The following is a 25,190-nucleotide window of genomic DNA, read 5'->3' as shown; positions in this document are numbered from 1 at the left end:
GGATCAGTCTTCCTTGTCTTTGAGTAAACGGCCGGTGGTGGCATCGATGCCCAGTTCGCGGACCACGCCCTCAGGGGTCAGCAGCTCGACTTCATAAATGTAGACGTCGTGTTTTTCTTCGAGCTCGGCTTCCAGCAGCTTCGCACCGGGGTAGTGACCCATCGCCTGCTGCAGCAGTTGCTCCAGCGGCAGGATCACGCCCTGTTGACGCAGGCTCAGAGCCTCATCCTGATCCAGGTCGCGGGCCAACACTGCCGAGCAAAATGCCAGAAGCAACAGCGCCATCCGGCTACCGGTGCATCGCTTGAATAAAAACACCTTCATTACGAATCCTGATGATCCTTGAGAACCTGCCCGCTGACAGCGTCTAATTCCACATCCCAGTCGATGCCCTGAGGATCGCGCAGCTCGACCTTGTACAGGTATTTGCCATAACGCTGTTCCAGCTCGGTTTCACTGACGGTGGAACCCGGATGCCTGGCCACCGCGTTGGCATTGAGTGTCTCGAACGACACAATGGTACCAGCGTCGCGCAATCTCAGCGCTTCATCCGGGCCAAGTTCCCGGGCGTGGGCGAGGCTTGCGGTCATGCCGAGGATCGACGCGGTGAACAGGGTGGTCAGGGTTTTCATGGGTGTCTCCGTATTTCTTCAGGTGCTGCCTGTGGGTGCCACCTTAACCGGATGAACTTAATTGAAACTGAATTGCCATCATTGGCAACACCGCCCTCCTTTGTGGGAGCGAGCTTGCTCGCGATGGCGGCGGCACATCCAACAATGATGTGACTGCAACACCGCTATCGCGAGCAGGCTCGCTCCTACAGTGATCGTGTTTATAATTTCTGTCGGCCCGACATCGAGACTTTAATGACCGCCATCCACATCAAGTTCCCCTCCCTGACCCTCAAGGCCGGTCCAGGTGCCTTTGCGCGCATTCGTGACAGCGGCTTGAACGCCGCCGACGTCGGCACCTTGCCTGGCGCGGCTGGCGGTCCGAAGGCGCTGGGGATTCAGGGTCTGGACCTGGCGCTGTTCGGCGAGTGGCTGCCGGCGGCACCGCGGGAACGCTCGCTGATTGGCGCATCGGTGGGTTCCTGGCGCTTCGCCAGCGCCTGCCTGCCGGACGCCGCCGAGGGCATCCGGCGTCTCGGGCAGCTCTACACCGAGCAACACTTTGCCAAGGGCGTGACCATGGCGCAGATCAGCCAGAGCTCACAGCGCATGCTCAATGACCTGCTCGACGGTCGCGATGCCTCGATCCTCGACAACAACCATTACCGCCTGAACATCATGGTGGTCAAAAGCCACGGCCTGCTGGCCGACGATCATCGCGGCCGCCTCGGGCTGGGCCTGTCGTCGGTCATCGCCGACAACCTGCGCGGCCGGGCGCGGCTGGCACGACACTTCGAACGCCTGATCATCCACGACCCGCGCCTGGCGCCGCCGGTCAATGCCTTGAATGACTTCCCGTCGCGCTTCGTCGCCCTCAATGCCGGCAACTTGCGCCAGGCCCTGCTGGCCTCGGGCTCGATCCCGATGGTGATGCAAGGCGTGCGCGATCTGCCGGGCGCCGGCGCCGGGACCTTCCGCGACGGCGGTCTGCTGGATTACCACCTGGACCTGCCCTACAGCGGCAACGACATCGTGCTGTACCCGCATTTCACCGACCGGGTGATTCCCGGCTGGTTCGACAAGACCCTGCCGTGGCGCCGCGCCTGCCCGGCTCGCTTGCAGAACGTGCTGTTGCTGGCGCCGTCGAAGGAGTACCTGGCGCGCCTGCCCTACGGCAAACTGCCGGACCGTAACGACTTCAAGCGTTTCATGGGCGACGCCCCGAGCCGGCAGAAATACTGGCGCACGACCATGGACGAAAGCCGCCGCCTGGGCGACGAATTCCTCGAACTGGCCGCCAACGGTCGCCTGGGCGAGCGCTTGCTGACCCTTTAGTCAGGACAAACTGGTAAACTCGCCACCTGCCCGAATCGCTGCGGCGAACGCCACCTGAACAGAGCTGAAGATACTGTGGAAATTTTCAAAGAGTTTACCTTCGAATCCGCCCACCGCCTGCCCCACGTACCGGACGGCCACAAGTGCGGGCGCCTGCACGGTCACTCGTTCAAAGTGGCAATCCACCTGAGCGGCGACCTCGACCCGCACACCGGCTGGATCCGCGATTTTTCGGAAATCAAAGAGATCTTCAAGCCGCTGTACGAGCGTCTGGACCACAACTACCTGAACGACATCCCTGGCCTGGAAAACCCGACCAGCGAAGTGCTGGCCAAGTTTATCTGGCAGGAGTTGAAGCCTCTGCTGCCGGAACTCAGCGCGATCCGTATCCACGAGACCTGCACCAGCGGTTGCATCTATCGCGGCGAATAAGCCGGCAGACAAATGCAGAACCCTGCGGGAGCGAGCTTGCTCGCGATGACGGCGCCACATTCAACATCGATGTGACTGACACAACGCCATCGCGAGCAAGCTCGCTCCCACAATGGAACAGCGTTTTGTCAGAGAAAAAGAAAACAGCCTTCATCGGCTGTTTTTTTATGCCTATGCTTTTTGCCTCGCACCCGCCAAGAGGACACACCTATGACTGACTGGCCACTGCCCCAGACCTATCGCTTCAAAGGGCACTCCGTGCGCTACGCCGTGCGCGGCGACGGCCCGCCGCTGGTGTTCGTGCATGGCACGCCCTTCTCCTCCTATGTCTGGCACCGGATTGCCCCGCACTTCATCACCACGCACCGGGTGCACTATTTCGATTTGCTGGGCTACGGGCAATCCGAGAAAGTTGATGGCGACGTGTCCTTGGGTGTGCAGAACGAATTGCTGACGCAGTTGCTGGATCATTGGGGCCTGGATCGCCCCGACGTGGTGGCCCATGACTTTGGCGGTGCCACAGCCCTGCGAACGCACCTGCTAAACGGCAAGGATTACCGCAGCCTGACACTGATCGACCCGGTGGCGCTCACGCCCTGGGGTTCGCCGTTCGTGCAGCATGTGCGCCAGCATGAAGCAGCCTTCAGCGGACTGCCCGATTACATCCAGCAAGCGATTGTGCCGGCTTACATCCGCGGGGCGATCAAGCGGAAAATCCCGGACCACGAACTCGCCCCCTATGTTCAGCCGTGGCTGGGAGAGCCGGGGCAAGCGGCGTTCTACCGGCAGATCGCGCAGATGAACGAGCGCTATACCTGCGAGGCCGAGGGCCTGTACTCGACGATCCGATGCCCGGTGCAGATTCTCTGGGGTGAAGATGACCAGTGGATTCCCATCGAACGCGGGCGGGCCTTGCAGCAGATGATTCCCGGATCGCAGTTTTATCCGATTCCCAACGCCGGTCATCTGGTTCAGGAAGACGCGCCCGAAGCGGTAGTCGCGGCGCTGCTGCGGTTTTTGCCCCTGCAGTAATCCTCCAGAACAAACCCGCTCCCACATTTGAACGGTGGTGATCAATGTCACTGGCGGGAATCGCCGCTGGCGAGCTAACGTAAGAGTATTGCCTAAACGATTCGCCAAAAGGATCTGCCCGATGCACATCATCAATGCCCGTCTGCGCAACCAGGAAGGCCTGCATGAGTTGAACCTGGAAAACGGCCTGATCAGCAGCATCGGCCGCCAGATCGAAGCGCCGACCCTGGGCCCTGACGATCTGGATGCCGGCGGCAACCTGGTGGTGCCGCCTTTCGTCGAGCCGCACATCCACCTCGACGCAACCCTGACCGCCGGCGAGCCGCGCTGGAACATGAGCGGCACGCTGTTCGAAGGCATCGAGTGCTGGGGCGAACGCAAGGCGACCATCACCCAGGAAGACACCAAGGCCCGGGCAAAGAAAACCATCCAGACCCTCGCCGCCCACGGCATCCAGCATGTGCGCACCCACGTCGACGTCACCGACCCGCAACTGACCGCGCTCAAGGCGATGCTCGAAGTACGCGAGGAAAGCCGGCACCTGGTCGACCTGCAAATCGTCGCATTCCCTCAGGAAGGCATCGAGTCCTACCGCAATGGTCGCGAATTGATGGAAGAAGCGATCCGCATGGGCGCCGACGTGGTAGGTGGCATTCCGCATTTCGAATACACCCGCGATCAGGGCGTCAGCTCGGTGAAGTTTCTCATGGACCTGGCCGAACGCAGCGGTTGCCTGGTGGATGTGCATTGCGACGAAACCGACGACCCGCATTCACGCTTTCTCGAAGTGCTCGCCGAAGAGGCCCGCAGCCGCGACATGGGCTCGCGGGTCACGGCCAGCCACACCACGGCCATGGGCTCCTACGACAACGCCTACTGCGCCAAACTGTTTCGCTTGCTCGGGCATTCGGGGATCAGCTTTGTCTCCTGCCCCACCGAAAGCATCCACCTGCAAGGTCGCTTCGACAGTTTCCCGAAACGCCGGGGCGTGACCCGGGTCAACGAGTTGCTGGAAGCAGGCATGAACGTGTGCTTCGGCCAGGACTCCATCGTCGATCCGTGGTATCCGCTGGGCAATGGCAACATTTTGCGGGTTCTCGAAGCCGGCCTGCACATCTGCCACATGCTCGGTTATCGCAACCTGCAAAGTGCGCTGGACCTGGTGACGGACAATAGCGCCCGAGCCATGAACCTCGGCGATCGCTATGGCCTGGAGCGCGGGCGGCCGGCGAACCTGCTGATTCTGTCGGCGGAGAGTGATTACGAGATGATCCGCAGCCAGGGGTTGCCGCTGTACTCGGTGCGCGATGGCAAGGTCTTGATGAAGCGGACGATGCCGGTGGTGGAGTTCAGTGGGCTGGGCTGAAACTTGCGCTGACTGGACTGGCCCCATCGCGAGCAGGCTCGCTCCTACAGGTTTTGTGAACGACATAAAACCACTGTGGGAGCGAGCTTGCTCGCGATGGCAATCTAAAAATCAATCGATCATTCGAGCCGTACCAAACAGACTGACCCGACTCAACTCCCCCAACTCTTCCGCCAGCAAGATCGGCGCCGTGCCACCCGGCATCGTCACCTTCACCTCCCCGGCGCTGACCCAACCTGCCCGCCAGGCCGCACAGGCCACCGCGCTGGCGCTGGTCCCCGACGACGCCGTCGGCCCCTCGCCCCGCTCGAATACCCGCGCGGCGATGTGTCCTTCGGATACGCGCATTGCCCATTGCAGGTTGATTCCCGCCGGACAAGGCTTGCCTGCGCCGACCGGCATGGCGTAGGCGATTCGCGTCAGCCCCTCACCCAGCGCCGGCTCGCGCATCTGCTCGTTGCTCGGCAGGTCCTCGGCACTTTCCACCAGCGTCACGCAATGGGGATTGCCGACCCGCGCGAACTGGCTGTGCGACCACGCACTATTGAGTGCCGACAAATGTTCAACGTGGCTGAGTTCGCGACCATTGAACATCGCCGCTTCAACCCCGTGAGCACTGACCGCCGACGGCCCGAATCCCGGCTGGCCCAGATCGAGCCAAAAACCCTTCACGCCCCCGACCTCTGCGGCTTTCACTGAAGTCTGCCCCGGCGAAGACGTATCAGCCTTGTCGTGGTGAACCCTGAGCAGACAGGCTTCGTTCTGCGGCAACAGCCCTTGATCACTGAGGGCCTGGGAAAAAATCGTCAGCCCGTTGCCACTGCGCTCGGCCAGGGTACCGTCGGTGTTGACGATCAACAGATCAAAGGGAGGCGACGACTGAAACGGTCCGACCAGCAAACCGTCGCTGCGATGATCCTTGCTACCGGACGGTTGAGTGCCTGGAGCCCAGCTGCAGCAAGCCTCGATCGCGGCCAGCGCCCAGGCTTCAAGGGTTTGCGCTGCCTGGCTGGCCTGGTCGGGCAGGTCGATGCCCTGGCGGCGCAGTTCTTCGGGCGTTACCACGATGTAAATGTTGCCCCGTGCATCGTACCTCTGCGCCATGGCGCCCTCCGTGTGTCATTGGAATGGTTCAACATATCGCGAAAAACACTGGCGCTGTGCAACCATATCGCCCTGTTTGACCGTAAAACTTTCCGGGCACTGATCGAACCCTCACAGGCCGATCACTGTCCGTTGAGGACGCGACGCTTTTTGCCAAGGATTGTTATGACCAGCCTCAACAGCCAAACCACCTTCGTACCCGGGCGCCTGGAACAGATGTCCACGCGCATCGCCTTTTTCATCGCCGGGGTCGGCATCGCCGCGTGGGCACCGCTGGTGCCCTATGCCAAGGCCCGGGCCGGACTGGATGAAGGCACCCTGGGATTGTTGCTGCTGTGCCTGGGGGTAGGTTCTATCCTGGCGATGCCGCTGGCCGGGATCCTGTCCACACGTTTCGGCTGCCGGCGGGTGACGGCCGGCGGGACCCTGCTGATCTGTGCCGCCCTGCCGCTGCTGGCGACGGTGTCGTCGATTCCGGCGCTGATCGCCGCATTGTTCATGTTCGGCGCGGGGCTCGGCACCGTGGATTCGACGGTCAACCTGCAAGCGGTGATCGTCGAGCGCGCCAGCGGCAAAAACATGATGTCGGGGTTCCATGGCCTGTTCAGCCTGGGCGGGATTGTCGGCGCGGCAGGCGTCAGCGGATTGCTTGGCCTGGGGATCTCACCTCTGGGGGCCACGCTGGTGGTGATCGTGTTGCTGCTGATCGCGCTGGCCAAGGCCGTGCCGCATCTGTTGCCCTACGGCAGCGAGAGTTCGGGGCCGGCGTTTGCCGTGCCCCATGGCATCGTCCTGTTCATTGGCGGCATGTGCTTCATCGTGTTCCTCGCCGAAGGCGCTGCGCTGGACTGGAGCGCGGTGTTCCTGACACAGGAACGTGGCATCGACACAGCGTATGCGGGGCTCGGTTATGCGGCGTTTGCCTTGACCATGACGGCCGGGCGTTTGACCGGTGACAAAATCGTACGGCGGTTGGGCGCGACGCGGGTGATTGTGTCCGGCGGGCTGACCGCCGCCGCAGGTTTGTTTCTGGCGACGTTCGCACCGAGCTGGGAGGCGGCGCTGGTGGGTTATGCGTTGCTGGGTGCCGGTTGCTCGAACATTGTGCCGGTGCTGTACACCGCAGTCGGCAAGCAGACGGTCATGCCCGAAAGCATCGCCGTGCCGGCCATTACCACCCTGGGTTATGCGGGCATCCTGGCAGGCCCCGCCGTCATCGGCTTCGTCGCCCATGGCAGCAGCTTGAGTTTCGCCTTTGCCTTGATGGCGGTGTTGCTGGTGGCGGTGGCCGTTGGTGGGAAGGCGTTGAAGGTGTGAAGCCCGAGGTGAGGCTTTTTCCGATCGATGGTACAATCTACTGTCATTTCTGACAGTAGACGGTTTTTAAACTACTGAACATCATTCAGCCCTGAACTTTCCGAACAGGGCTGAATGATGAAACCACCACTGATCGTGGCACTGGTCTGCACCAGTCTTTTCATCTTGTATGGAAAAGGAGCACACGCAGCATCTGCCAGCAAGGACTGGGGTGAAGGAACGCCAAATCTCTCCCCTGCACAACAACTGTCCAACGCCAAAGAACGTTACGCACACTGGCAAGCCATCGGTCGGGTTGAGGTGGCCGGTGGCATGACGTGCACAGGCTCGCTCATCGACACGCGCAATAGTGGGAAGGTCTCAGGTCCTGCATACGTCCTGACTTCCGGACATTGCACTGACCCACGACTCTCCAACGAGTTCATCGTGAACAAGCCAGCGACCGGCACGGTGACCTTCAATTTCTTCCACGACACTGTGCGGCGGCAAAAAACTTACTCCGTCAGCACCATCAACTGGAGCACCCTCAGAGGTCATGATATCTCCATCATTCAACTGAACCGGACTCTGGAAGAATTGATCGGCGATGGCGTCAAACCTCTCAAAATCGCCATTCATGCACTGACGCCTGGCACCGACACTCTTATCGTCGGTGCTCCTTTCAGTGGTTTCGTGCAGCGCATGGCCTGCAAGCAGGATCATCAGGCCGCGATTCTTGAGGGACCATGGCGGTGGGTCGATCAGACGAGCAATCGATGTATGGATGTCGTCAACGGAATATCAGGCTCGCCGGTATTGGGCCGTTACACGAATGAAATAGTGGGTGTTTTGGGCACGACCACCCGTGGCAGCGGCCAGCACACGTGCTCCACAGGGGCACCCTGTGAAGTAAGCGAAGGCAAGGTGAACAAGCGACTCGACACCAATTACGCTTCACCGGCTCAAGGTCTGGGTAATTGTTTTTACGAAGGGAAATTCAATCACGCCCGGGCGCGCTGTCCTTTAGGGCCCACCTGGTCATTTCCAATATCTACGGACGCTACCGATTACGAGAAAGTCCTGCGCGATGCCAACGGCGACATCATCGCCTGGAGGTGGGTCCAGCCGATGTCCCTGAACGCTCCTTTCTATCGCTACCAGTACTCTCGCAATCTGGCCGATTGCGCATCGATGCGGGGATATAGCCAGGTTTACGCCAGCAAGCCGGGAGATGAGAATCATCTGGACAACGATCTCCAGGAAGGTGGTGGTCTGTATTTTTTGTGCGTGGTTGGCCAGCGGCGCCCAACTGACGTGCCGGGGCAATGGGACGCTCGAAATGCCATTGTCTACTGGCGCTGGCTAATGGAAGGCCCTGCACCGCTCTCACCGGTATACAAAGCTGATCTGATTGGGGCGAACGATTATGACATCAGAGCCTTTCCCATCAGACCCTACCTTGATCCCGACCAATACCGATACAAATCCGGTAGTGTGCATACGGTAGATTGCGCTAGGGAAGATGGTTTCCAGAACGTCTCGCCATCGACTGGGGTTTTCCATGTATCCACTGCCGAGGGCCAACAGAAAGTCTGTCTCAAGGGAGGGGATTCAGCGGGCAACAACGGACCGACCATTGACTTTCTTCTGCCCCCCTGAGAGGTCACTTTGCGCGGCGTAAACTCAGACCGCAAGACCGGGCGCAAGCCAGGCAATGCGGTCTGAGCTCAGGATCAGAACCCGACACTGGCCTGCACAAAGAACGTGCGCGGCGCACCGACATACATGCCCGAGTTGTTGTCGCTGGAACGGGTGAAGTACTGCTTGTCGAAGATGTTCTTCACCCCCGCCCCCAGTTTCAGGTTCGACACCTGCGGACCGAAATCATAGCCGGCACGTGCGTTCCAGAGCACGTAACCCGGGATATCACCGAACTGGCCATCAGCGGTGCCTTCAGTGATGTAGTCGCCGTTGAAGCTGCCATCGGCGTTCACGCCGGTGCCCGGCGAACGCTGCTTGGACTGGGCGAACGCATCGAGGTTGTAAGTCCAGCGGTTGATGTCGTAACGCAGGCCGGCGGTGGCCACCTGGCGGGAGTAGAACGGCAGGTCACGGCCCTTGAAGCCCGGGATCTCACCTTCGTAGGTGGCGCGGGTGTAGGTGAAACCGGCGTTGGCGGTCAGGCCGTCCAGCATCGGGTTCAGCGCGGCCATGTCGTAGTGCACCGAAGCTTCGATACCCTGGTGCTTGGTCGCGCCGAGGTTGGTCCAGCCCACGTCATTGCTGATGTATTGCAGTTCGTCGTCGAAGTCGATGTAGAACAGCGTCACTTCACCGCCCCACACGTCATCGTTGTAGCGCGTACCGATTTCGTAGGTCTTGGCCTTTTCCGGCTCCAGGCCGTTGGCGGGCTCATTACCGATACCGCCCTGCCCCAGCTGGAAATACTGCAGCGCGCCGAACGAGGTTTCGTAGTTGGCGAACAACTTCCAGGCATCGGACATGTGATACATCACGCTCAGGGCCGGCAGCGGCTCATTGCTCTCGATGCTGCGTTTTTTCTCCGGCACCCGTTTACCGGCGTTATCGAGTACCGGGCGATCGTGCCAATCGGTGCTGATGTGCTCGAAGCGAATGCCTGGCGTGACAGTCCAGTTGCCAACGTCAATCTTGTTGTCGACGTAGACCGAATTGGCCTCGGTTCCACCGGTACGGTCCTGATAGACATGGCCGTCCGCCCCCGGACGCACGACCGGCTCATTGTTGACCAGCGCCACACGGCTGGCCTCTTCGTGCATGGCTTCCTTGAGGTAGCGATAACCGACGCTGACTTCCTGGGTGGTCGGGCCCACATCGAAGACGTGAGACACCCGTGGTTCGATACCGTAGGTGTAGTAGGTGCGCGGGTAGGAGTTGAGTGTCTTCAGGTCACGGGAGGCGATGTTGCTGCCACGGAAACTGTCGGTGTAGTAGGTCAGCACTTCGGCCTGGGTGCGATCGTCGATCTGCCGCACCCACTTGAATGACACATCCTTGCGGCGGCCGCTGAAGCTGTCGTAGTCGCGCACGGACTGGAACGGGTCGGCGTCGTACTGCGCCTGGGTCAGGCCGCCGGGCATGTCGGCCTTGGCATCGTAGTAGTGAAAGTTGAGGCTGAAATCGTCGACATCGGTCGGCGCCCAATGGGTCTTGAGGATCACGTCGTCGATGTCGTTGCCGTTGTTGCTTTCACGGTAACCGTTGCCGTTCACGCCGGAATACAACAGCGCCACGCCCATGCCGTTGTCGGCGGTGCCGCCCATGAATGCCGTGTCGATGTGCTTCCAGCCACCGTGCTGCGAGGTTTCCAGGGTGGTGCCGATTTCCGCGGAGGCTTGTTCCGGGATCGCGCGGGTCACGAAGTTGATCACGCCGCCCACGTTTTGTGGTCCATAGCGTACGGAACCGGCACCGCGTACCACGTCGATGCTGTCGAGGTTGCCCGAGGAAATCGGCGCCATGGACAGTTGCGGCTGACCGTAAGGAGCGAACGCCGCCGGGATGCCATCGATCAGCACGGTGGAGCGAGGCGACAGGCGCGAAGTCAGGCCGCGCACGCCGACGTTGAGGGAAATGTCGCTGCCACCGGTACCGTTGGCGTCCTGCACCTGCACACCCGGGACACGTTTGAGTACGTCGCCGACGTTCATCGCGCCCTGCTCGACCATGGCTTCGCGGCGGATCACGGTTCGTGCCCCGGGGTGGTTCTGCACCACGGCGGCATCGGCGTCGCCGAGCCAGTTACCGACGACCTTGATGTCAGTCACGCCCAGTTCCAGTGGACCGCTGGCCGCCGATGCTGGTGCCGGCATCAGCGTCACCGAACCTTCATCGATCTGGTATTGCAGGCCGCTGCCTTGCAGCAACTGGCGCAGCGCGTCTTCCGGGGAAAGGTTGCCATCCACCGCCGGAGCCTGCTTGCCGGCGACCAGTTCAGGGCTGAAGAACACCTGAAGCGAGGTTTGCTGGCCCAACTGACTCAGGGCCTGTCCCAAGGGTTGCGCCGGGATGCGGATGGCATCGGCGGCAAAGGCCTGGGGCAGCGCAACGTTGACCGCCAGCGCGAGGGCCAGCGGTAACCAGGGGAGTTTGTTGTTTTTAGCGGTGGAGTTTTTCACGTCGAACGTAATCCTGTGGATCGCAAGAGTGTGCGCTTGTTAATGCAAACCAGTTGCAGTTGAACAGGAAGACGATGAACTCGAAAAAAACCTGAATTTTATTTTGAAATTATTTCCTGACTGCCATCGCCAAGGGTGCGCACGGCCACGGGGAGGATGCTCGGCAAGGCCTTGAGCAGCGCGTCGGTGTTGTCGGATTTGAACACGCTGGTCAGGCGCAGATCGCCCACCGCTGCACTGGCGACCTTGAGTGGCTTCTCGCGATAGCGCGAGACCTGCTCGGCGACATCGGCCAGGCTGGCATTGTTGAACACCAGTTTGCCGTTGCGCCAGGCGGTCATTTCCGCCGGGTTGACGGCATAGGCGGCGGCAACTTTGCCCTGGGCATCGACGTGGGTGCCAAGGCCTGCCGTCAGATTGATGAAATCGTTATCGGCGGCGTCGCGACCTTGAACCTTGACGCTGCCCTGCTCCACCACCACCCGGGTTTCGCTGGCGCCATGGCGTACGTCGAATCGGGTGCCGGTGACCGTGACCTTGCCGCTGCCCGCCGCGACCACGAAAGGCCGGCCAGTGTCATGCTCGACGCTGAACATCGCTTCGCCTTCGGTCAGCTCGACGTTGCGGCGATCCTTTTCAAAGCGCACCTGAATCCGGCTGCGGCTGTCCAGATCGACCACCGACCCATCGGGCAACGCCACTTGGCGTCGCTCATTCAGGGCCGTTGAAAACTCGGCGGTGTAAGGCGCCGGATGATTCAGGCCGCTGAACAAACCCAGGCCAAGCGCTACCGCCAACACGCTGGCAGCTACCGCGTAACGCAGCACGGGACGACGTTTTTTCAGGGCTGGCGGGGTTTCACACAAAGCACGCAAACGCGCCGCCGGTAGCAGGTCGGCGGCGCTCCACAAGCCCTGGAGCACTTCGAATTCGTTGCGGTGCTGGGGGTGCTGCTCCAGCCAGAGTTGAAACTGACGCCGCACTTCGACATCGGCAACAGGCTCCTGCAAACGCACAAACCACTGCGCCGCGTCATCGCGAACCGCTGTTTGCCCGCACGCACAATCACGAGTATCCATCATGGAAGTTCCTGTTTGGCTGGGGAGGAGAAGGCGCGGCCGGTCATGACTGCAACCCGTCCAGGCGATCGCGCAGATGCCGAAGCGTGCGGATCATATACTTTTCCACCATGTTCTTGGACAGCCCCAGGCGTTCGGCGATTTCGGCCTGGGTCAGGCCCTCGATTTTCTGCCAGACAAACACCTTGCGGCAGTTGACCGGCAGCTCGGTGAGCGCCCGTTCGATGGAATCAGCCAGCTGGATCGCGTGCATGAAATGCTCCGGGTCGCCGGTCGGCGACTCACTGAGATCGATCGCCTCTGACTCCATGGCGCCCCGCCGGTCCTCACGCCGATAACCATCCACGGCAATGTTGCGCGCGGTCTGGTGCAAATACGCCCGGGGCTGCTGCACCACCGCCGAATCGGACTCAAGCACCCGCACGAAGGTATCGTGGGCCAGGTCCTCGGCCTGCTGACGGTTTCTCAGGCGACGGGTCCAGGTGCCAACCAACTCTTCGTAATGCTCGAAAAAGCCGTGTCTGCGGGGCAGCTTGAGGGTCATTGCGGTGTGCTGTGGAGACGGGGCGTGAATAGTAATGCTTCCTATTAACTTGAAGCAATGGTTTGCGTCCGCCACACAGGGCACTTTATCCCCTTGCCATTGTGCATTTCGTCAGGAAAGCTCAATTGCGGCACGGAACCAAAGAAATCTGGCAGGCATTCAAATGCAGCCATTGACTGGTTGTAACAAAGTGCAGAAATGCCCGTACCCGGCTTTCACCCAGGAACTCACACATGTTCAGCCCCAAAGCATCGCCCAAGAGAACACCGCTGGCCCGCCTCGCGCTGGCCATCACCCTGAGCACCCTCGGCCTGCCGTTCTGGGCGGGTAATGCCCAGGCCCACGGCGGTCACGCCGAAATGGTGCCGCTGCAAGCGGGTCTTGAGGAATTTGGCGCCACGGTGAAATGGGACGATTACGCCAACCTGTTCACCATTGCCAAGGACGGGGTCTACCTCAAGGTCAAGCCCGACAGCAAAGTGGCGATGCTCAACGGCAAGCGTATCGAGCTGACGGTGCCGGTGGTGTTCAAGGACCATACGGCGTTCATGTCCAAGGACTTTATCAACCAGGTGTTCCAGTCCGGGCTGGACAAGACCTTCGTCGTCGAGACCCGCCCCAACCCGCTCAACCCCCTGAGCGCAGCCGAAATCACCACGGCAGTGGACATCGTAAAGAAATCGGAAAACTACAAACCTGGCTTCCGCTTCACCGAAGTCTCGGTCAAGGAACCACCGAAGGATCAGGTGTGGAACTTCGCTCTGACCGGGCAGAACGTCGCCCAGCCGCGCCAGGCGAGTATCGTGGTGCTCGACGGCAAGCACGTGATCGAAGCCCTGGTCGACCTCGACACGAAAGAACTCAAGTCCTGGAAGCCGATCGAAGGCGCCCACGGCATGGTGCTGCTGGACGATTTCGCAACGGTGCAGACGGCTGTGGAAACCAGCCCGGAATACGCCCAGGCCCTGGCCAAGCGCGGCATCAACGATGTGAAAAAGGTCGTGGCCACGCCGCTGACTGTCGGTTTCTTCGACGGCAAGGACGGCCTGGCGCAGGACAAGCGCCTGCTGAAAATCGTCAGCTACCTCAACACCGGTGACGGCAACTACTGGGCGCACCCGATTGAAGGCCTGGTGGCGATTGTCGACCTGGAACAGAAGAAGCTGATCAAGATCGAAGACGAAGCGCTCATTCCGGTGCCGATGAAACCGACGCCGTATGACGGTCGCGGACGCCAGGGCGTCGCAGTCAAACCGCTGGAAATCATCGAGCCCGAGGGCAAGAACTACACCATCAGCGGCAACAGCATTCACTGGCAGAACTGGGATTTCCATGTTCGCCTCGATTCGCGGGTCGGGCCGATCCTGTCCACCGTCACCTACGACGACAAGGGCAAGAAACGCAAGATCATGTACGAAGGCTCGCTGGGCGGCATGATCGTGCCTTACGGCGACCCGGACGTCGGCTGGTACTTCAAGGCCTACCTCGACTCCGGCGACTACGGCATGGGCACCCTGACCTCGCCGATTGCCCGTGGCAAAGACGCCCCGCAAAACGCCGTGCTGCTGGACGCCACCATCGCCGACTACACCGGCGCACCGACCGTAATCCCGCGCGCCATCGCGGTGTTCGAACGCTACGCCGGCCCGGAATACAAACACCAGGAAATGGGCCAGCCCAACCTCAGCACCGAGCGCCGTGAGCTGGTGGTGCGCTGGATCAGCACCGTGGGCAACTACGACTACATCTTCGACTGGGTCTTCCAGCAGAACGGCACCATCGGCATCGACGCCGGCGCCACCGGTATCGAAGCGGTCAAGGGCGTGAAATCGAAAACCATGCACGAAGACACCGCCAGGGAAGACACGCGCTACGGCACCCTGCTGGACCACAACATCGTCGGCACCACGCACCAGCACATCTACAACTTCCGCCTCGATATGGACGTGGACGGCGAGCAAAATTCGTTGGTGGAAGTGAACCCGGTGGTGTTGCCCAACGACCGTGGCGGGCCACGCACCAGCACCATGCAGACTGAAACCAAAGTGGTCGGCAACGAGCAGCAGGCGGCGCAGAAGTTCGACCCGTCGACCGTGCGCCTGCTGACCAACTTCAGCAAGGAGAACAAGGTCGGCAACCCGGTTTCCTATCAGCTGATCCCTTATGCCGGCGGCACGCACCCGGTGGCCAAGGGTGCCAACTTCGGCAAGGACGAATGGCTCTACCACCGCCTGAGTTTCATGGACAAGCAGCTGTGGGTGACGCAATACAACCCGGAGGAAAAGTACCCGGAAGGCAAATACCCGAACCGCTCGGACAAGGACTCGGGCCTGGGACAGTTCACCCAAGACAACCACTCCATCGAGAACACCGACGACGTGGTCTGGCTGACCACCGGCACCACCCACATCGCCCGTGCCGAAGAGTGGCCGATCATGCCGACCGAGTGGGTGCATGTGCTGCTCAAGCCGTGGAATTTCTTCGATGAAACGCCGACCCTGAACCTCAACGCACCGAAGTAACCAGGTCGAACGCAATACCTGTGGGAGCGAGCTTGCTCGCGATGACGGAGTGTCAGTCGACTTAAATGTTAACTGACACTCCGCAATCGCGAGCAAGCTCGCTCCCACAGGGTCAAGCGGTGTTCATGCAAACCATCAAGCATGCCGCTTGCGATACTCCCCCGGCGCAATGCCGAAGCGCGACTTGAACGCGGTGGAGAAGTAGCTCGAATCGGAAAACCCCCACGAATACCCCAGCACCGACAACTTCTCCTCCTTGCCCGATTGGCGCAGGGATTCGGCGCACAGGTCCAGGCGGCGGTTCTTGATGTAGCGCGCGACCACCAACCCTTTCTTGGCAAACATCCGGTACAGGCCACGGGTGGACATGCCGACTTCCCGCGCCAGCCATTCCGGGCACAGGTCTTCGGAGCGAATGTTTTCGTCGATGCAGGTGAGCGTCTTGCGAAAGATCCGCTCATGGGCATCGGTGCAATCGTCGGCCTGGCTGATCGCCGGGCGCAGCAGACTGACAATCGCCTCCAGGGTCGCTTCGCTTTCCTGTCGGGTCAGGTGCTGCTGGCGGGTGGCATCGAGGATCAACCGGTGCGAGAGCATCGCGATGGGCGAGGTTGCGGCAATCCGGTGGCCGCACTTGACCTGATTGAAACGCAGGGTTTGCTCGACCAGTTGATAGGGCAGGATCAGCGACAACTGCCGAGAGTTTTCGCCATAAGTGAAGTCGCTGGGCCGCGAAGCATCGATTAGCGTGATGTCGCCGGGGGACAGCAAGACCTTGTCGTCGCCTTGGGCCATGCCCGCCGTGCCGTCGAGTTGGAACACCGCAAAATACTTGCCGCCCTCGCCCGCCGCGACTTCCTGGGGCGTACGGTACAAACGCGCCTGGCACACGTCGACGAAACTGAGTTTGAGCGCATCGCTCTGGTATTCGCGGATACGTCCGGCAAACTCGCTGCCCAGGGGTTGTGCGTTGAAGGCGCCACAGATCTGGTTGATCTGATGGATCCACTGGTCGAACCCATCATGGCGCTGTGCTGTTGTAGAAATCATGTCAGGCCTCACGCAGGCTTATTTTTATTGTCTACGTCAATCCACACGACATCGGATGCTTCGAGTCTCCTGAACCGCACCACTCCCTGAACAATGACGTGCTATTTCAGTCCGCCAAAACGCCGATAGAAGCTTTCACCCACATCCGGCAACGGGCCGTCGGCCGTTTCCAGTGCGGCGTTCAGCCATTCTTCGGCCTTGGCGTAAATCAAACGGTAAATGTTGCGGCACAACTGGCGGGCGGCGCGGCCTTCCCAATCGCCGGGCAGCAACTCGTCCGGCAGTTGCGGGTCGCGCAGCAGCAGCTTGCGGTACTCGTGAATCAGCAGCACCCGCGCCAGGAAGCAGTCGGCCGGTTGCAGGTTTTCCTGCTCGCGCAGGGCTTGCCACAGCGGCCGGAACAGCTGGATGAACTCGCTGTAGTGCGCGGCCAGCTCCTCGATGTTCCAGCTCTCGCGCACCTGCAGGCGCAGGGCCTTGGAGGCCAGTACGTCCTGGGCGGTGGTTTCGAAGACAATGGTGTCTTCCTGCGCGCCGAGGTCGAGCAGGGTCGCGTTGACGTCGGAACGGTCGCTGCGCGGACAGGCCAGCACCACCGGCGAAATCGCACCGAAACCTTGCCACTCCAGTTCTTCACGCACCTGTTTGCGTTTGTCCTGGGTCAGCTGCGAGAGCATCACCAGGCACCAGGAGCCATCCCAGGCCGGCATCGTGGTGCTGTAGACCCGCTTGAAGGCCTTGTCGAAACGCCGGCGACCGGTGCCGGTCAGGCTGTAGTAACTGCGGCGACCGACCTTCTCGGCGCTCAGCCAGCCTTCTTTGGTCAGGCGAAAAATCGAGGTGCGAATCAGCCGCTCGTTGATGCCGATGGGCTCGAGCAACTGAATCAGGCTGCCCAGCCAGACGGTGCCGCCATGGGGTTCGATGGCATCCCCGTACAACGTGATGATCAAGGAACTGGCGCGGATCGGCGTCTGCTCCTGGAAGCGGGTAATCAGATGGTTCAAGGGAGTCAGGGACGACATGGGCGTTCCGTGTAAAAAAAGAAAAGGAATATACCGAAACTCTGCCTGTTAATCGCTTCCACCTGTAGGAGCGAGCCTGCTCGCGAAAAACGTCCGGACAACACGGGCATTCAGACAGCCCGCGTCATCGTTGACGTCCATCGCGAGCAAGCTCGCTCCTACAAAGGGATTTGTATTCACTGGGAACTGCCCTTGGGCCGCAACCCCCTGTCGCTGATGCGCGGGCGATCAGCTTCCGGCTCGGCCAGCGGTTCGCAGACCTGCATCTGCGTGAGGCAACGCTTGGCCAGTTCCTGATACTCACGTGTGCCCGCCTGCTTCCACGCCACTTCCTGATCGCTGAGGCTGCGCTTGACGCTGGCCGGTGCGCCCATGACCAGCGACTGCTCCGGGCATTCGAAGCCGGCCTTGACGAATGCCGCCGCCGAAACGAATGAACGCGGACCGATCCGGGCGTTGTCCATCACCACCGCATTCATGCCCACCAGCGCATCGGCGCCAATCCGGCAACCGTGCAGCACCGCACCGTGGCCGATGTGGCCATTGCGCTCGACCACGGTGTCGCTGTCGGGGAAACCGTGCATCACGCAGGTGTCCTGCAGGTTGGCGCCCTCCTCCAGCACGATCCGCCCGAAATCCCCGCGCAGGCTGGCCAGCGGGCCGACATAGCAATGGGGGCCGATGATCACGTCACCGATCAATACGGCGGACGGATGCACATAAGCGCTCGGATCAACCACCGGAGTCAGGCCATCAAGGCTGTAGCAGGTCATGGAAGCTTCCTTCACAAAGCGATGCAAATAATGACTCATTTTGTATCACATCACTTTTAACAGCACAAAGACTAAAAACCGTATCACTTGAAATACACCTTTCCGACGAATGCCAGCACATCTCCAAAATCACCATAAAACCCAATGTTTTCTAGGCATAACCCGCTATCAGCACCCCTTCAGCGGGAAGATGAAAAATCTAAACGCACACCAATAAGACACATTAAATCAATTTTAGTATTGCATTTACGTATCACGTTATAGCTATACTTGGGCAAAACCGGCCCCTGCGGCCGATCCAATAACGAGCCGGCACCCCGCCGAGCGTGCACCGTGAGAGCATCCGCCATGCCTCTGACCCTTGCCGTCGAATTGATCGAGCCTGGCGTCCGCCTGATTACCCTGCAGCGCCCGCAAGCCCTGAACGCCCTGACCACTGAGTTGCTGGGCGAACTGGCCGCTGAACTGAACATCGCGCAAGCCGACCCCGACACCCGCGCCGTGGTGCTCACCGGCAGCCGCAAAGCCTTCGCCGCCGGTGCCGACATCAAGGAAATGGCTGAACGCAATCTGGTCGGCATCCTCGACGACCCGCGCCAGGCCTCGTGGCAAGCCATCACCCGCTTCAGCAAACCGCTGATCGCCGCGGTCAACGGCTTTGCCCTCGGCGGCGGCTGCGAACTGGCGATGCACGCCGACATCATCATTGCAGGCATTGACGCCCGCTTCGGCCAGCCGGAAATCAACCTCGGGATCATGCCCGGCGCCGGTGGTACCCAACGTCTGCTGCGCGCCGTCGGCAAATCCATGGCCATGCAAATGGTGCTGACGGGCGAGTCGATCGACGCCCGTCAGGCCCAGCGCGTCGGTCTGGTCAGCGAAGTGACCCAGCCGGAATTTACCGTCGACCGTGCCCTGCACATCGCTCACAGCATTGCGGCCAAGGCGCCACTGGCGGTGCGCCTGGCCAAGGAAGCGCTGCTCAAGGCCATGGACACCGACCTGGCCAGCGGCCTGCGTTTCGAGCGTCACGCCTTCACCGTGCTGGCCGGCACCCGCGACCGCGACGAGGGCATTGCGGCCTTCCAGGAAAAGCGCTCGCCGACCTTCACCGGCCAGTAATCCGCAACGAATTCGAATGACCTCCGAGAGAGCGCCAAGACCATGAACTTCGAACACATCCTGTTTTCCATCGACGCCGGCGTCGCCCTGCTCAGCCTCAATCGGCCGGACCAGCTCAACAGCTTCAACACCCAGATGCATGGCGAAGTGAAAGAAGCACTCAAGCAAGTGCGGCAGAACCCTGACGTGCGCGTATTGCTGCTGACCGGTGAAGGTCGCGGCTTCTGCGCCGGGCAGGACCTGAGCGACCGCAATGTCGCGCCAGGCAGCGCCGTGCCGGATCTGGGCGAGTCCATCGAGAAGTTCTACAACCCGCTGATCCGCCAGTTGCGCGACCTGCCGCTGCCGGTGATCTGCGCGGTCAACGGCGTGGCCGCCGGGGCTGGCGCCAACATTCCGCTGGCCTGCGACCTGGTGCTGGCGGCGCGTTCGGCCAGTTTCATCCAGGCGTTCTGCAAGATTGGTCTGATCCCTGATTCAGGCGGCACCTGGACCCTGCCGCGTCTTGTGGGCATGGCCCGGGCCAAGGCTTTGGCACTACTGGGTAACCGCCTAACCGCCGAACAAGCCGAGCAATGGGGCTTGATTTACCAGTGTGTGGAAGACGCCGAACTGCGCGATGAAGCCCTGAAGCTGGCCCGCCACCTCGCAACCCAGCCGACCTACGGTCTGGCACTGATCAAGCGCAGCCTCAACGCCAGCCTGAGCAACAGCTTCGACGAACAGCTTGAACTGGAAAAAGACCTGCAACGTCTGGCCGGGCGCAGCGAGGACTACCGCGAAGGCGTCGGCGCCTTCATGGAAAAACGCACCCCAAGCTTCAAGGGACGCTGAGCCATGACCGCATTGAACACATCTGCACGCATCGCCGTGATCGGCGCCGGGGCCATGGGTGCCGGTATCGCCCAGGTGGCGGCCCAGGCCGGCCATCCGGTCTTGCTGCTGGACAATCGTCCCGGTGCAGCCGCCCAAGCGATTGAAGGCATCGACCGACAACTGGGCAAGCGAGTCGAGAACGGCAAGCTGTCGGCCGAGTCGCGCAGCGCGACGATTGCACGCCTGCAAGCGGTGGAAGCCATCGAAACCCTGGCCGCCTGCGATCTGATCATCGAAGCCATTGTCGAAAACCTTGAGGTCAAGCGCGCGCTGTTCCGCCAGCTCGAAGGCATCTGCGGCGAGCATTGCATCCTCGCCAGCAACACCTCGTCGCTGTCGATCACCAGCATCGCCGCGCAGCTTGATCATCCACAACGCCTGCTCGGCCTGCACTTCTTCAACCCGGCACCGGTGATGGCGCTGGTGGAAGTCGTCTGCGGCCTGGCCAGCGATCCGGCACTCGCAGAGTGCCTGTACGACACCGCCAAAGCCTGGGGCAAAAAACCGGTACACACCCGCTCCACACCGGGCTTCATCGTCAACCGCGTGGCCCGGCCGTTCTATGCCGAAAGCCTGCGGATGCTGCAGGAAGGCGCGGCCGACTGCCCAACCCTGGATGCGTTGATGCGCGAGGCCGGCGGCTTTGCCATGGGCGCGTTCGAACTGACCGACTTGATCGGCCATGACGTCAACTACGCCGTGACCTGCTCGGTGTTCGACGCTTATTACCAGGACACACGCTTCCTGCCGTCGCTGATCCAGAAAGAACTGGTGGATGGCGGGCGTCTGGGACGTAAAAGCGGACAGGGTTTCTACAGCTACGCCCAAGGCGCCGAACGCCCGCAAGCAGGTGAAATCAGCAGCAACGCAAGCGTCGAGACTTGCATCGCCGAAGGTGACCTTGGCATCGCCCAGGGTTTGCTGGCGCGCTTGAGCGAGCAAGGTGTCGAAGTCATCCGGCGCGACGGCCGCGGATTGCTGCGAGTGGGTGACGCAGTGCTGGCCCTGAGCGATGGCCGCATGGCCTGTCAGCGTGCCCGGGAAGACGGGCTGCGCAACCTGATCCTGCTGGATCTGGCGTTCGATTACGGCAACGCCAAACGCATCGCTATCAGCCATGCGGCAGGCATTGATCCGCTGGCCCTCGAACAAGGCGTTGCTCTGCTGCAACGGGCCGGCCTCATGGTCAGCCTGCTCAGCGACAGCCCGGCCCTCGCCGTCCTGCGCACTGTGGCCATGCTCGCCAACGAAGCCGCCGACGCCCTGCTGCAAGGCGTGGCCTCGGCCGCCGACATCGATCTGGCCATGCGCGCCGGGGTCAATTATCCACAGGGGCCGCTGGCCTGGGCCGATGCCATTGGCCTTTCGCACATTCTTGAAACGCTGGAAAACCTGCAAGCCAGTTATGGCGAAGAACGCTACCGGCCGTCGCTGCTGCTGCGCCGTCGCGCCACCGAAGGGAGAACATTCCATGACTAACCATGAAGCCATGACCCTGGCCAGTGAATGCGCGCAATCGCTGTTCCAGCGCGACGCAGCCAGCCAGGCCATGGGCATGCGCCTGCTCTCGGCCGGCCCCGGTTGCGCGCGAGTGGGCATGGCGGTGCGGGCCGACATGATCCAGGGTCACGGCACCTGCCACGGCGGCTACCTGTTCGCCCTCGCCGATTCGGCATTCGCCTTTGCCTGCAACAGTTACAACGAAGCCACCGTGGCCATCGGTTGCAGCATCGACTACATCGCCCCGGCGCGCCTGGGTGACACGTTGAACGCCGACTGCATCGAGCAGAGCCGTTCGGGTCGCACCGGCAACTACGACGTGCGCATCGAAAACCAGCAGGGCCAGTTGATCGCCCTGTTCCATGGCAAATCCTACAAAGTGCGCGGCCCGGTGCTGACGCAGGAGAACCCGAATGAATGACGCCCTGATCATCGACGCAGTCCGGACCCCGATTGGCCGTTACGCCGGTGTCCTGAGCAGCGTGCGCGCCGACGACCTCGGCGCGGTACCGCTGCGCGAACTGCTGCGCCGCCACCCGCAAGTGGACTGGAACACGGTTGACGACGTGATCTACGGCTGCGCCAACCAGGCCGGCGAAGACAACCGCAACGTCGCGCGCATGTCCGCACTGCTGGCCGGATTGCCGGTCAGCGTGCCGGGCACCACCCTCAATCGCCTGTGCGGCTCCGGGCTCGATGCCATCGGCACCGCCGCCCGCGCCATTCGCAGTGGCGAAACCGGGCTGATGCTGGTCGGTGGCGTTGAATCCATGTCCCGCGCGCCACTGGTGATGGGCAAGGCCGAGCAGGCGTTTTCCCGTGCAGCCGAGGTCTTCGACACCACCATCGGCTGGCGCTTCGTCAATCCGCTGATGAAAAAGGCCTATGGCATCGACTCCATGCCGGAAACGGCAGAGAACGTCGCCGAACAGTTCAACATCTCCCGGGCCGACCAGGACGCCTTCGCCCTGCGCAGCCAGCAACGCGCTGCCGCTGCCCAGGCCAGCGGGCGTCTGGCCAAAGAGATCGTCCCGGTGGAAATCCCCCAGCGCAAAGGCCCGGCCAAAGTGGTCGAGCACGACGAACACCCACGCGGCGACACTACCCTTGAGCAGCTCGCCAAACTCGGTACGCCGTTCCGCGAAGGCGGCAGCATCACCGCCGGCAACGCCTCCGGGGTCAACGACGGGGCCTGCGCGCTGTTGCTGGCCAGCCCGGAAGTCGCCAAATGCCACGGCCTGACCGCCCGTGGCCGGATCGTGGCCATGGCCACGGCTGGCGTTGAACCACGGATCATGGGCATCGGCCCGGTACCAGCCACCCGCAAGGTGCTGGAAGTGGCCAACCTGAGCCTGGCCGACATGGACGTGATCGAGCTCAACGAAGCCTTCGCCGCACAGGGCCTGGCGGTGCTGCGCGAACTGGGCCTGAGCGACACCGATCCGCGAGTCAACCCCAACGGCGGCGCCATCGCCCTGGGCCACCCGCTGGGCATGAGCGGCGCACGCCTGGTCACCACCGCCCTGCATGAACTGGAAGAACGCAATGGCCGCTACGCCCTGTGCACCATGTGCATCGGTGTCGGCCAGGGGATCGCGCTGATCATCGAGCGTCTATCCCACTAAAGAATCGCGATTCCCAAGGAGCCGAGAGGTATCCTTGGGGCATGCACTCAAAGCCCTTGTGCAAAAGGGCTGGAACACAAAAACAATTCGAGTGAACACATGAACATGCCAATTGCCCAAGCCGTGCTGAACCCTGTGCTGGACCCGCTGGAAACCGCCAGCATCGACGAGCTGCGCCAGCATCAGCTGGAGCGCCTGCGCTGGAGCCTGAACCACGCCTACAACAACGTGCCGCTGTACCGTCAGCGCTTCGATGCGCTGGGCGTACACCCCGACGACATCAAGTCCCTGGACGACCTGGCGAAATTCCCTTTCACCACCAAGTCCGACCTGCGGGACAACTACCCCTACGGCATGTTTGCCGTACCGATGCACGACATCGTGCGCCTGCACGCGTCCAGCGGCACCACCGGCAAACCGACCGTGGTCGGCTACACCCAGAACGACATCGACACCTGGGCCAACGTGGTTGCGCGCTCGATCCGCGCCGCCGGTGGCCATCGTGGCGACAAGGTGCACATTTCCTATGGCTACGGCCTGTTCACCGGCGGCCTCGGCGCGCACTACGGTGCCGAACGCCTGGGCTGTACGGTGATCCCGATGTCCGGTGGCCAGACCGAAAAACAGGTGCAGCTGATCAAGGATTTCCAGCCGGACATCATCATGGTCACGCCGTCCTACATGCTCAACATCGCCGATGAAATCGAGCGCCAGGGCATCGACCCGCACAAACTGGCCCTGCGCCTGGGCATCTTCGGCGCCGAGCCGTGGACCGCCGAACTGCGCAGCGCCATCGAGGCACGCATGGGCATCACCGCCCTGGACATCTACGGCCTCTCGGAAATCATGGGCCCGGGCGTGGCCATGGAATGCGCCGAAACCAAGGACGGCCCGACCATCTGGGAAGACCACTTCTACCCGGAAATCATCGACCCGGTCACGGGCGAAGTACTGCCGGACGGGCAGATGGGCGAACTGGTGTTCACCTCGCTCAGCAAAGAAGCCCTGCCGATGATCCGCTACCGCACCCGCGACCTGACGCGCCTGCTGCCGGGCACCGCGCGTCCCATGCGGCGCATCGACAAGATCACCGGGCGCAGCGATGACATGCTGATCATCCGCGGCGTTAACGTGTTTCCGACGCAGATCGAAGAGCAGGTTCTGAAAGTCAAACAACTTGCCGAGTGTTATGAGATTCATCTGTATCGCAATGGCAACCTGGACAGCGTTGATGTGCATGTCGAGCTCAAGGCTGAGCACCAGCACCTGGGCGATGAACAGCAGAAGGCTGTTTGCGGGGAATTGAGCCGGCATATCAAGACGTACATCGGGATCAGTTCGCGGATCGTTTTACAGCCGTTCCATTCGATCAAGCGCTCGGAAGGCAAGGCTTGCCACGTGGTGGATAAACGTCCTAAAGCATGACTGCTGCACCCTTTATGGCCCCGCTTTTTGCGGGGCTTTTTTTTTGCCGGGGCTTTACCGACTCTGGCGCCGATCACTATTCCTGTGGGAGCGAGCTTGCTCGCGATGGGTTTGTGTCAGGCGACGTGTTTTTTACGGGTGTACATATCCATTGCTGCGGTAACGGCCACTTAGGGTTCCGCCCTTACGGCGGGTCACTTGGAAAAGCCCCAAGTAACCAAGGGCTCTTGCCCCTGACATTCGGTGCCTCGCTTAGGCTCGGCATGCCCTCGCTCCGGTCCTGCTCCGTGGGCCCGCCGCCATCGGCCATCCATGG

General features: G+C 61.5%; 22 protein-coding genes. 13 read left to right on the top strand and 9 right to left on the bottom strand.

Annotated elements, in window-relative coordinates:
- Positions 1 to 3: 3 nt before the first annotated feature.
- Both AC1Q6Y_RS25845 and AC1Q6Y_RS25840 read right to left on the bottom strand, forming a co-directional pair.
- Positions 4 to 324, bottom strand: coding sequence for a PepSY domain-containing protein (locus AC1Q6Y_RS25845; protein WP_057714000.1), 321 nt, complete (start codon positions 322 to 324; stop codon positions 4 to 6).
- Complete coding sequence (locus AC1Q6Y_RS25840) at positions 324 to 632, bottom strand: PepSY domain-containing protein (protein ID WP_102671823.1); 309 nt, start codon at positions 630 to 632, stop codon at positions 324 to 326. The genes AC1Q6Y_RS25845 and AC1Q6Y_RS25840 overlap by 1 nt, the downstream gene beginning before the upstream one ends.
- A gap of 234 nt (positions 633 to 866) precedes the next feature.
- Here AC1Q6Y_RS25840 and AC1Q6Y_RS25835 point away from each other — a divergent pair, with 234 nt between their 5' ends.
- The 4 genes from AC1Q6Y_RS25835 (at position 867) to codA (ending at position 4,776) form a co-directional block, all read left to right on the top strand.
- A complete protein-coding gene (locus AC1Q6Y_RS25835) occupies positions 867 to 1,946 on the top strand; it encodes a patatin-like phospholipase family protein (protein ID WP_150814160.1) in 1,080 nt (359 codons plus the stop codon).
- Between the two features lie 75 nt (positions 1,947 to 2,021).
- Complete coding sequence (queD, locus tag AC1Q6Y_RS25830) at positions 2,022 to 2,378, top strand: 6-carboxytetrahydropterin synthase QueD (RefSeq protein WP_008021670.1); 357 nt, start codon at positions 2,022 to 2,024, stop codon at positions 2,376 to 2,378.
- Positions 2,379 to 2,588: 210 nt separating this feature from the next.
- On the top strand, positions 2,589 to 3,410 hold the full coding sequence (locus AC1Q6Y_RS25825) for an alpha/beta fold hydrolase (protein WP_090456828.1): 822 nt from the start codon (positions 2,589 to 2,591) through the stop codon (positions 3,408 to 3,410).
- A gap of 121 nt (positions 3,411 to 3,531) precedes the next feature.
- Positions 3,532 to 4,776: a cytosine deaminase gene (gene codA, locus AC1Q6Y_RS25820; RefSeq protein WP_090456830.1), complete on the top strand. Its 1,245-nt coding sequence runs from the start codon at positions 3,532 to 3,534 to the stop codon at positions 4,774 to 4,776.
- Between the two features lie 111 nt (positions 4,777 to 4,887).
- Here codA and AC1Q6Y_RS25815 read toward each other — a convergent pair whose 3' ends face one another.
- Positions 4,888 to 5,880 carry a diaminopimelate epimerase gene (locus tag AC1Q6Y_RS25815; protein ID WP_492625443.1) on the bottom strand — a complete coding sequence of 331 codons (993 nt, stop codon included), beginning with the start codon at positions 5,878 to 5,880 and terminating at the stop codon, positions 4,888 to 4,890.
- A 165-nt stretch (positions 5,881 to 6,045) separates the two neighbouring features.
- Between AC1Q6Y_RS25815 and AC1Q6Y_RS25810 the strand changes: the two genes are divergently transcribed.
- Together AC1Q6Y_RS25810 and AC1Q6Y_RS25805 are read left to right on the top strand one after the other, a co-directional pair.
- Positions 6,046 to 7,197 carry an MFS transporter gene (locus tag AC1Q6Y_RS25810; RefSeq protein ID WP_492625442.1) on the top strand — a complete coding sequence of 384 codons (1,152 nt, stop codon included), beginning with the start codon at positions 6,046 to 6,048 and terminating at the stop codon, positions 7,195 to 7,197.
- Between the two features lie 117 nt (positions 7,198 to 7,314).
- Entirely contained in the window at positions 7,315 to 8,835 is a 1,521-nt protein-coding gene (locus tag AC1Q6Y_RS25805; protein WP_492625441.1) for a trypsin-like serine peptidase, read from the top strand.
- Between the two features lie 74 nt (positions 8,836 to 8,909).
- Here AC1Q6Y_RS25805 and AC1Q6Y_RS25800 read toward each other — a convergent pair whose 3' ends face one another.
- From AC1Q6Y_RS25800 to AC1Q6Y_RS25790, 3 genes are all read right to left on the bottom strand, one after another.
- Positions 8,910 to 11,333 carry a TonB-dependent siderophore receptor gene (locus AC1Q6Y_RS25800; protein ID WP_492625440.1) on the bottom strand — a complete coding sequence of 808 codons (2,424 nt, stop codon included), beginning with the start codon at positions 11,331 to 11,333 and terminating at the stop codon, positions 8,910 to 8,912.
- 98 nt (positions 11,334 to 11,431) lie between these two features.
- Positions 11,432 to 12,415, bottom strand: coding sequence for a FecR family protein (locus AC1Q6Y_RS25795; protein WP_492625439.1), 984 nt, complete (start codon positions 12,413 to 12,415; stop codon positions 11,432 to 11,434).
- A gap of 40 nt (positions 12,416 to 12,455) precedes the next feature.
- Positions 12,456 to 12,956 carry a sigma-70 family RNA polymerase sigma factor gene (locus AC1Q6Y_RS25790; RefSeq protein ID WP_057713991.1) on the bottom strand — a complete coding sequence of 167 codons (501 nt, stop codon included), beginning with the start codon at positions 12,954 to 12,956 and terminating at the stop codon, positions 12,456 to 12,458.
- Positions 12,957 to 13,189: 233 nt separating this feature from the next.
- Between AC1Q6Y_RS25790 and tynA the strand changes: the two genes are divergently transcribed.
- Positions 13,190 to 15,478, top strand: coding sequence for a primary-amine oxidase (gene tynA, locus AC1Q6Y_RS25785; protein ID WP_492625438.1), 2,289 nt, complete (start codon positions 13,190 to 13,192; stop codon positions 15,476 to 15,478).
- Positions 15,479 to 15,613: 135 nt separating this feature from the next.
- On the opposite strand, the gene feaR is transcribed toward tynA, so the two are convergent.
- The 3 genes from feaR to paaY form a co-directional block, all read right to left on the bottom strand.
- Positions 15,614 to 16,528: a transcriptional regulator FeaR gene (gene feaR, locus AC1Q6Y_RS25780; protein WP_057713989.1), complete on the bottom strand. Its 915-nt coding sequence runs from the start codon at positions 16,526 to 16,528 to the stop codon at positions 15,614 to 15,616.
- Positions 16,529 to 16,629: 101 nt separating this feature from the next.
- Positions 16,630 to 17,553: a phenylacetic acid degradation operon negative regulatory protein PaaX gene (paaX, locus tag AC1Q6Y_RS25775; protein WP_492625437.1), complete on the bottom strand. Its 924-nt coding sequence runs from the start codon at positions 17,551 to 17,553 to the stop codon at positions 16,630 to 16,632.
- A 176-nt stretch (positions 17,554 to 17,729) separates the two neighbouring features.
- Positions 17,730 to 18,326, bottom strand: coding sequence for a phenylacetic acid degradation protein PaaY (gene paaY / locus AC1Q6Y_RS25770; RefSeq protein ID WP_218498101.1), 597 nt, complete (start codon positions 18,324 to 18,326; stop codon positions 17,730 to 17,732).
- A 348-nt stretch (positions 18,327 to 18,674) separates the two neighbouring features.
- On the opposite strand from paaY, the gene paaF reads away from it, so the two are divergent.
- The 6 genes from paaF to paaK all read left to right on the top strand — a co-directional run bounded on the left by paaF (position 18,675) and on the right by paaK (position 24,874).
- On the top strand, positions 18,675 to 19,448 hold the full coding sequence (gene paaF, locus AC1Q6Y_RS25765) for a 2,3-dehydroadipyl-CoA hydratase PaaF (RefSeq protein WP_492625436.1): 774 nt from the start codon (positions 18,675 to 18,677) through the stop codon (positions 19,446 to 19,448).
- A gap of 42 nt (positions 19,449 to 19,490) precedes the next feature.
- Positions 19,491 to 20,282 (top strand): 2-(1,2-epoxy-1,2-dihydrophenyl)acetyl-CoA isomerase PaaG, encoded by a 792-nt coding sequence (gene paaG / locus AC1Q6Y_RS25760; RefSeq protein ID WP_492625435.1) that lies wholly within the window; start codon positions 19,491 to 19,493, stop codon positions 20,280 to 20,282.
- Between the two features lie 3 nt (positions 20,283 to 20,285).
- A complete protein-coding gene (paaH, locus tag AC1Q6Y_RS25755; RefSeq protein ID WP_492625434.1) occupies positions 20,286 to 21,803 on the top strand; it encodes a 3-hydroxyacyl-CoA dehydrogenase PaaH in 1,518 nt (505 codons plus the stop codon).
- Positions 21,796 to 22,245: a hydroxyphenylacetyl-CoA thioesterase PaaI gene (paaI, locus tag AC1Q6Y_RS25750; RefSeq protein WP_057713984.1), complete on the top strand. Its 450-nt coding sequence runs from the start codon at positions 21,796 to 21,798 to the stop codon at positions 22,243 to 22,245. The genes paaH and paaI overlap by 8 nt, the downstream gene beginning before the upstream one ends.
- Positions 22,238 to 23,449, top strand: a complete 1,212-nt coding sequence (gene pcaF / locus AC1Q6Y_RS25745) for a 3-oxoadipyl-CoA thiolase (RefSeq protein WP_492625433.1) — start codon at positions 22,238 to 22,240, stop codon at positions 23,447 to 23,449. The genes paaI and pcaF overlap by 8 nt, the downstream gene beginning before the upstream one ends.
- Before the next feature lie 99 nt (positions 23,450 to 23,548).
- Positions 23,549 to 24,874 carry a phenylacetate--CoA ligase PaaK gene (paaK, locus tag AC1Q6Y_RS25740; RefSeq protein WP_057713982.1) on the top strand — a complete coding sequence of 442 codons (1,326 nt, stop codon included), beginning with the start codon at positions 23,549 to 23,551 and terminating at the stop codon, positions 24,872 to 24,874.
- The last annotated feature ends 316 nt before the right edge of the window (positions 24,875 to 25,190 follow it).

The organism is Pseudomonas sp. GW823-FHT06E10 (genome assembly GCF_058794995.1).
The sequence above is the reverse complement of the archived record's forward strand: the minus strand, read 5'-3'. Positions and strand labels throughout refer to the sequence as shown.

Bases quoted from the DNA above. Each gene is read 5' to 3' on its own strand.
- AC1Q6Y_RS25845 (WP_057714000.1), bottom strand. From the start codon at position 324: ATGAAGGTGTTTTTATTCAAGCGATGCACCGGTAGCCGGATGGCGCTG.
- AC1Q6Y_RS25840 (WP_102671823.1), bottom strand. From the start codon at position 632: ATGAAAACCCTGACCACCCTGTTCACCGCGTCGATCCTCGGCATGACC.
- AC1Q6Y_RS25835 (WP_150814160.1), top strand. From the start codon at position 867: ATGACCGCCATCCACATCAAGTTCCCCTCCCTGACCCTCAAGGCCGGT.
- AC1Q6Y_RS25825 (WP_090456828.1), top strand. From the start codon at position 2,589: ATGACTGACTGGCCACTGCCCCAGACCTATCGCTTCAAAGGGCACTCC.
- codA (WP_090456830.1), top strand. From the start codon at position 3,532: ATGCACATCATCAATGCCCGTCTGCGCAACCAGGAAGGCCTGCATGAG.
- AC1Q6Y_RS25815 (WP_492625443.1), bottom strand. From the start codon at position 5,880: ATGGCGCAGAGGTACGATGCACGGGGCAACATTTACATCGTGGTAACG.
- AC1Q6Y_RS25810 (WP_492625442.1), top strand. From the start codon at position 6,046: ATGACCAGCCTCAACAGCCAAACCACCTTCGTACCCGGGCGCCTGGAA.
- AC1Q6Y_RS25805 (WP_492625441.1), top strand. From the start codon at position 7,315: ATGAAACCACCACTGATCGTGGCACTGGTCTGCACCAGTCTTTTCATC.
- AC1Q6Y_RS25795 (WP_492625439.1), bottom strand. From the start codon at position 12,415: ATGATGGATACTCGTGATTGTGCGTGCGGGCAAACAGCGGTTCGCGAT.
- AC1Q6Y_RS25790 (WP_057713991.1), bottom strand. From the start codon at position 12,956: ATGACCCTCAAGCTGCCCCGCAGACACGGCTTTTTCGAGCATTACGAA.
- tynA (WP_492625438.1), top strand. From the start codon at position 13,190: ATGTTCAGCCCCAAAGCATCGCCCAAGAGAACACCGCTGGCCCGCCTC.
- feaR (WP_057713989.1), bottom strand. From the start codon at position 16,528: ATGATTTCTACAACAGCACAGCGCCATGATGGGTTCGACCAGTGGATC.
- paaX (WP_492625437.1), bottom strand. From the start codon at position 17,553: ATGTCGTCCCTGACTCCCTTGAACCATCTGATTACCCGCTTCCAGGAG.
- paaY (WP_218498101.1), bottom strand. From the start codon at position 18,326: ATGACCTGCTACAGCCTTGATGGCCTGACTCCGGTGGTTGATCCGAGC.
- paaF (WP_492625436.1), top strand. From the start codon at position 18,675: ATGCCTCTGACCCTTGCCGTCGAATTGATCGAGCCTGGCGTCCGCCTG.
- paaG (WP_492625435.1), top strand. From the start codon at position 19,491: ATGAACTTCGAACACATCCTGTTTTCCATCGACGCCGGCGTCGCCCTG.
- paaH (WP_492625434.1), top strand. From the start codon at position 20,286: ATGACCGCATTGAACACATCTGCACGCATCGCCGTGATCGGCGCCGGG.
- paaI (WP_057713984.1), top strand. From the start codon at position 21,796: ATGACTAACCATGAAGCCATGACCCTGGCCAGTGAATGCGCGCAATCG.
- pcaF (WP_492625433.1), top strand. From the start codon at position 22,238: ATGAATGACGCCCTGATCATCGACGCAGTCCGGACCCCGATTGGCCGT.
- paaK (WP_057713982.1), top strand. From the start codon at position 23,549: ATGAACATGCCAATTGCCCAAGCCGTGCTGAACCCTGTGCTGGACCCG.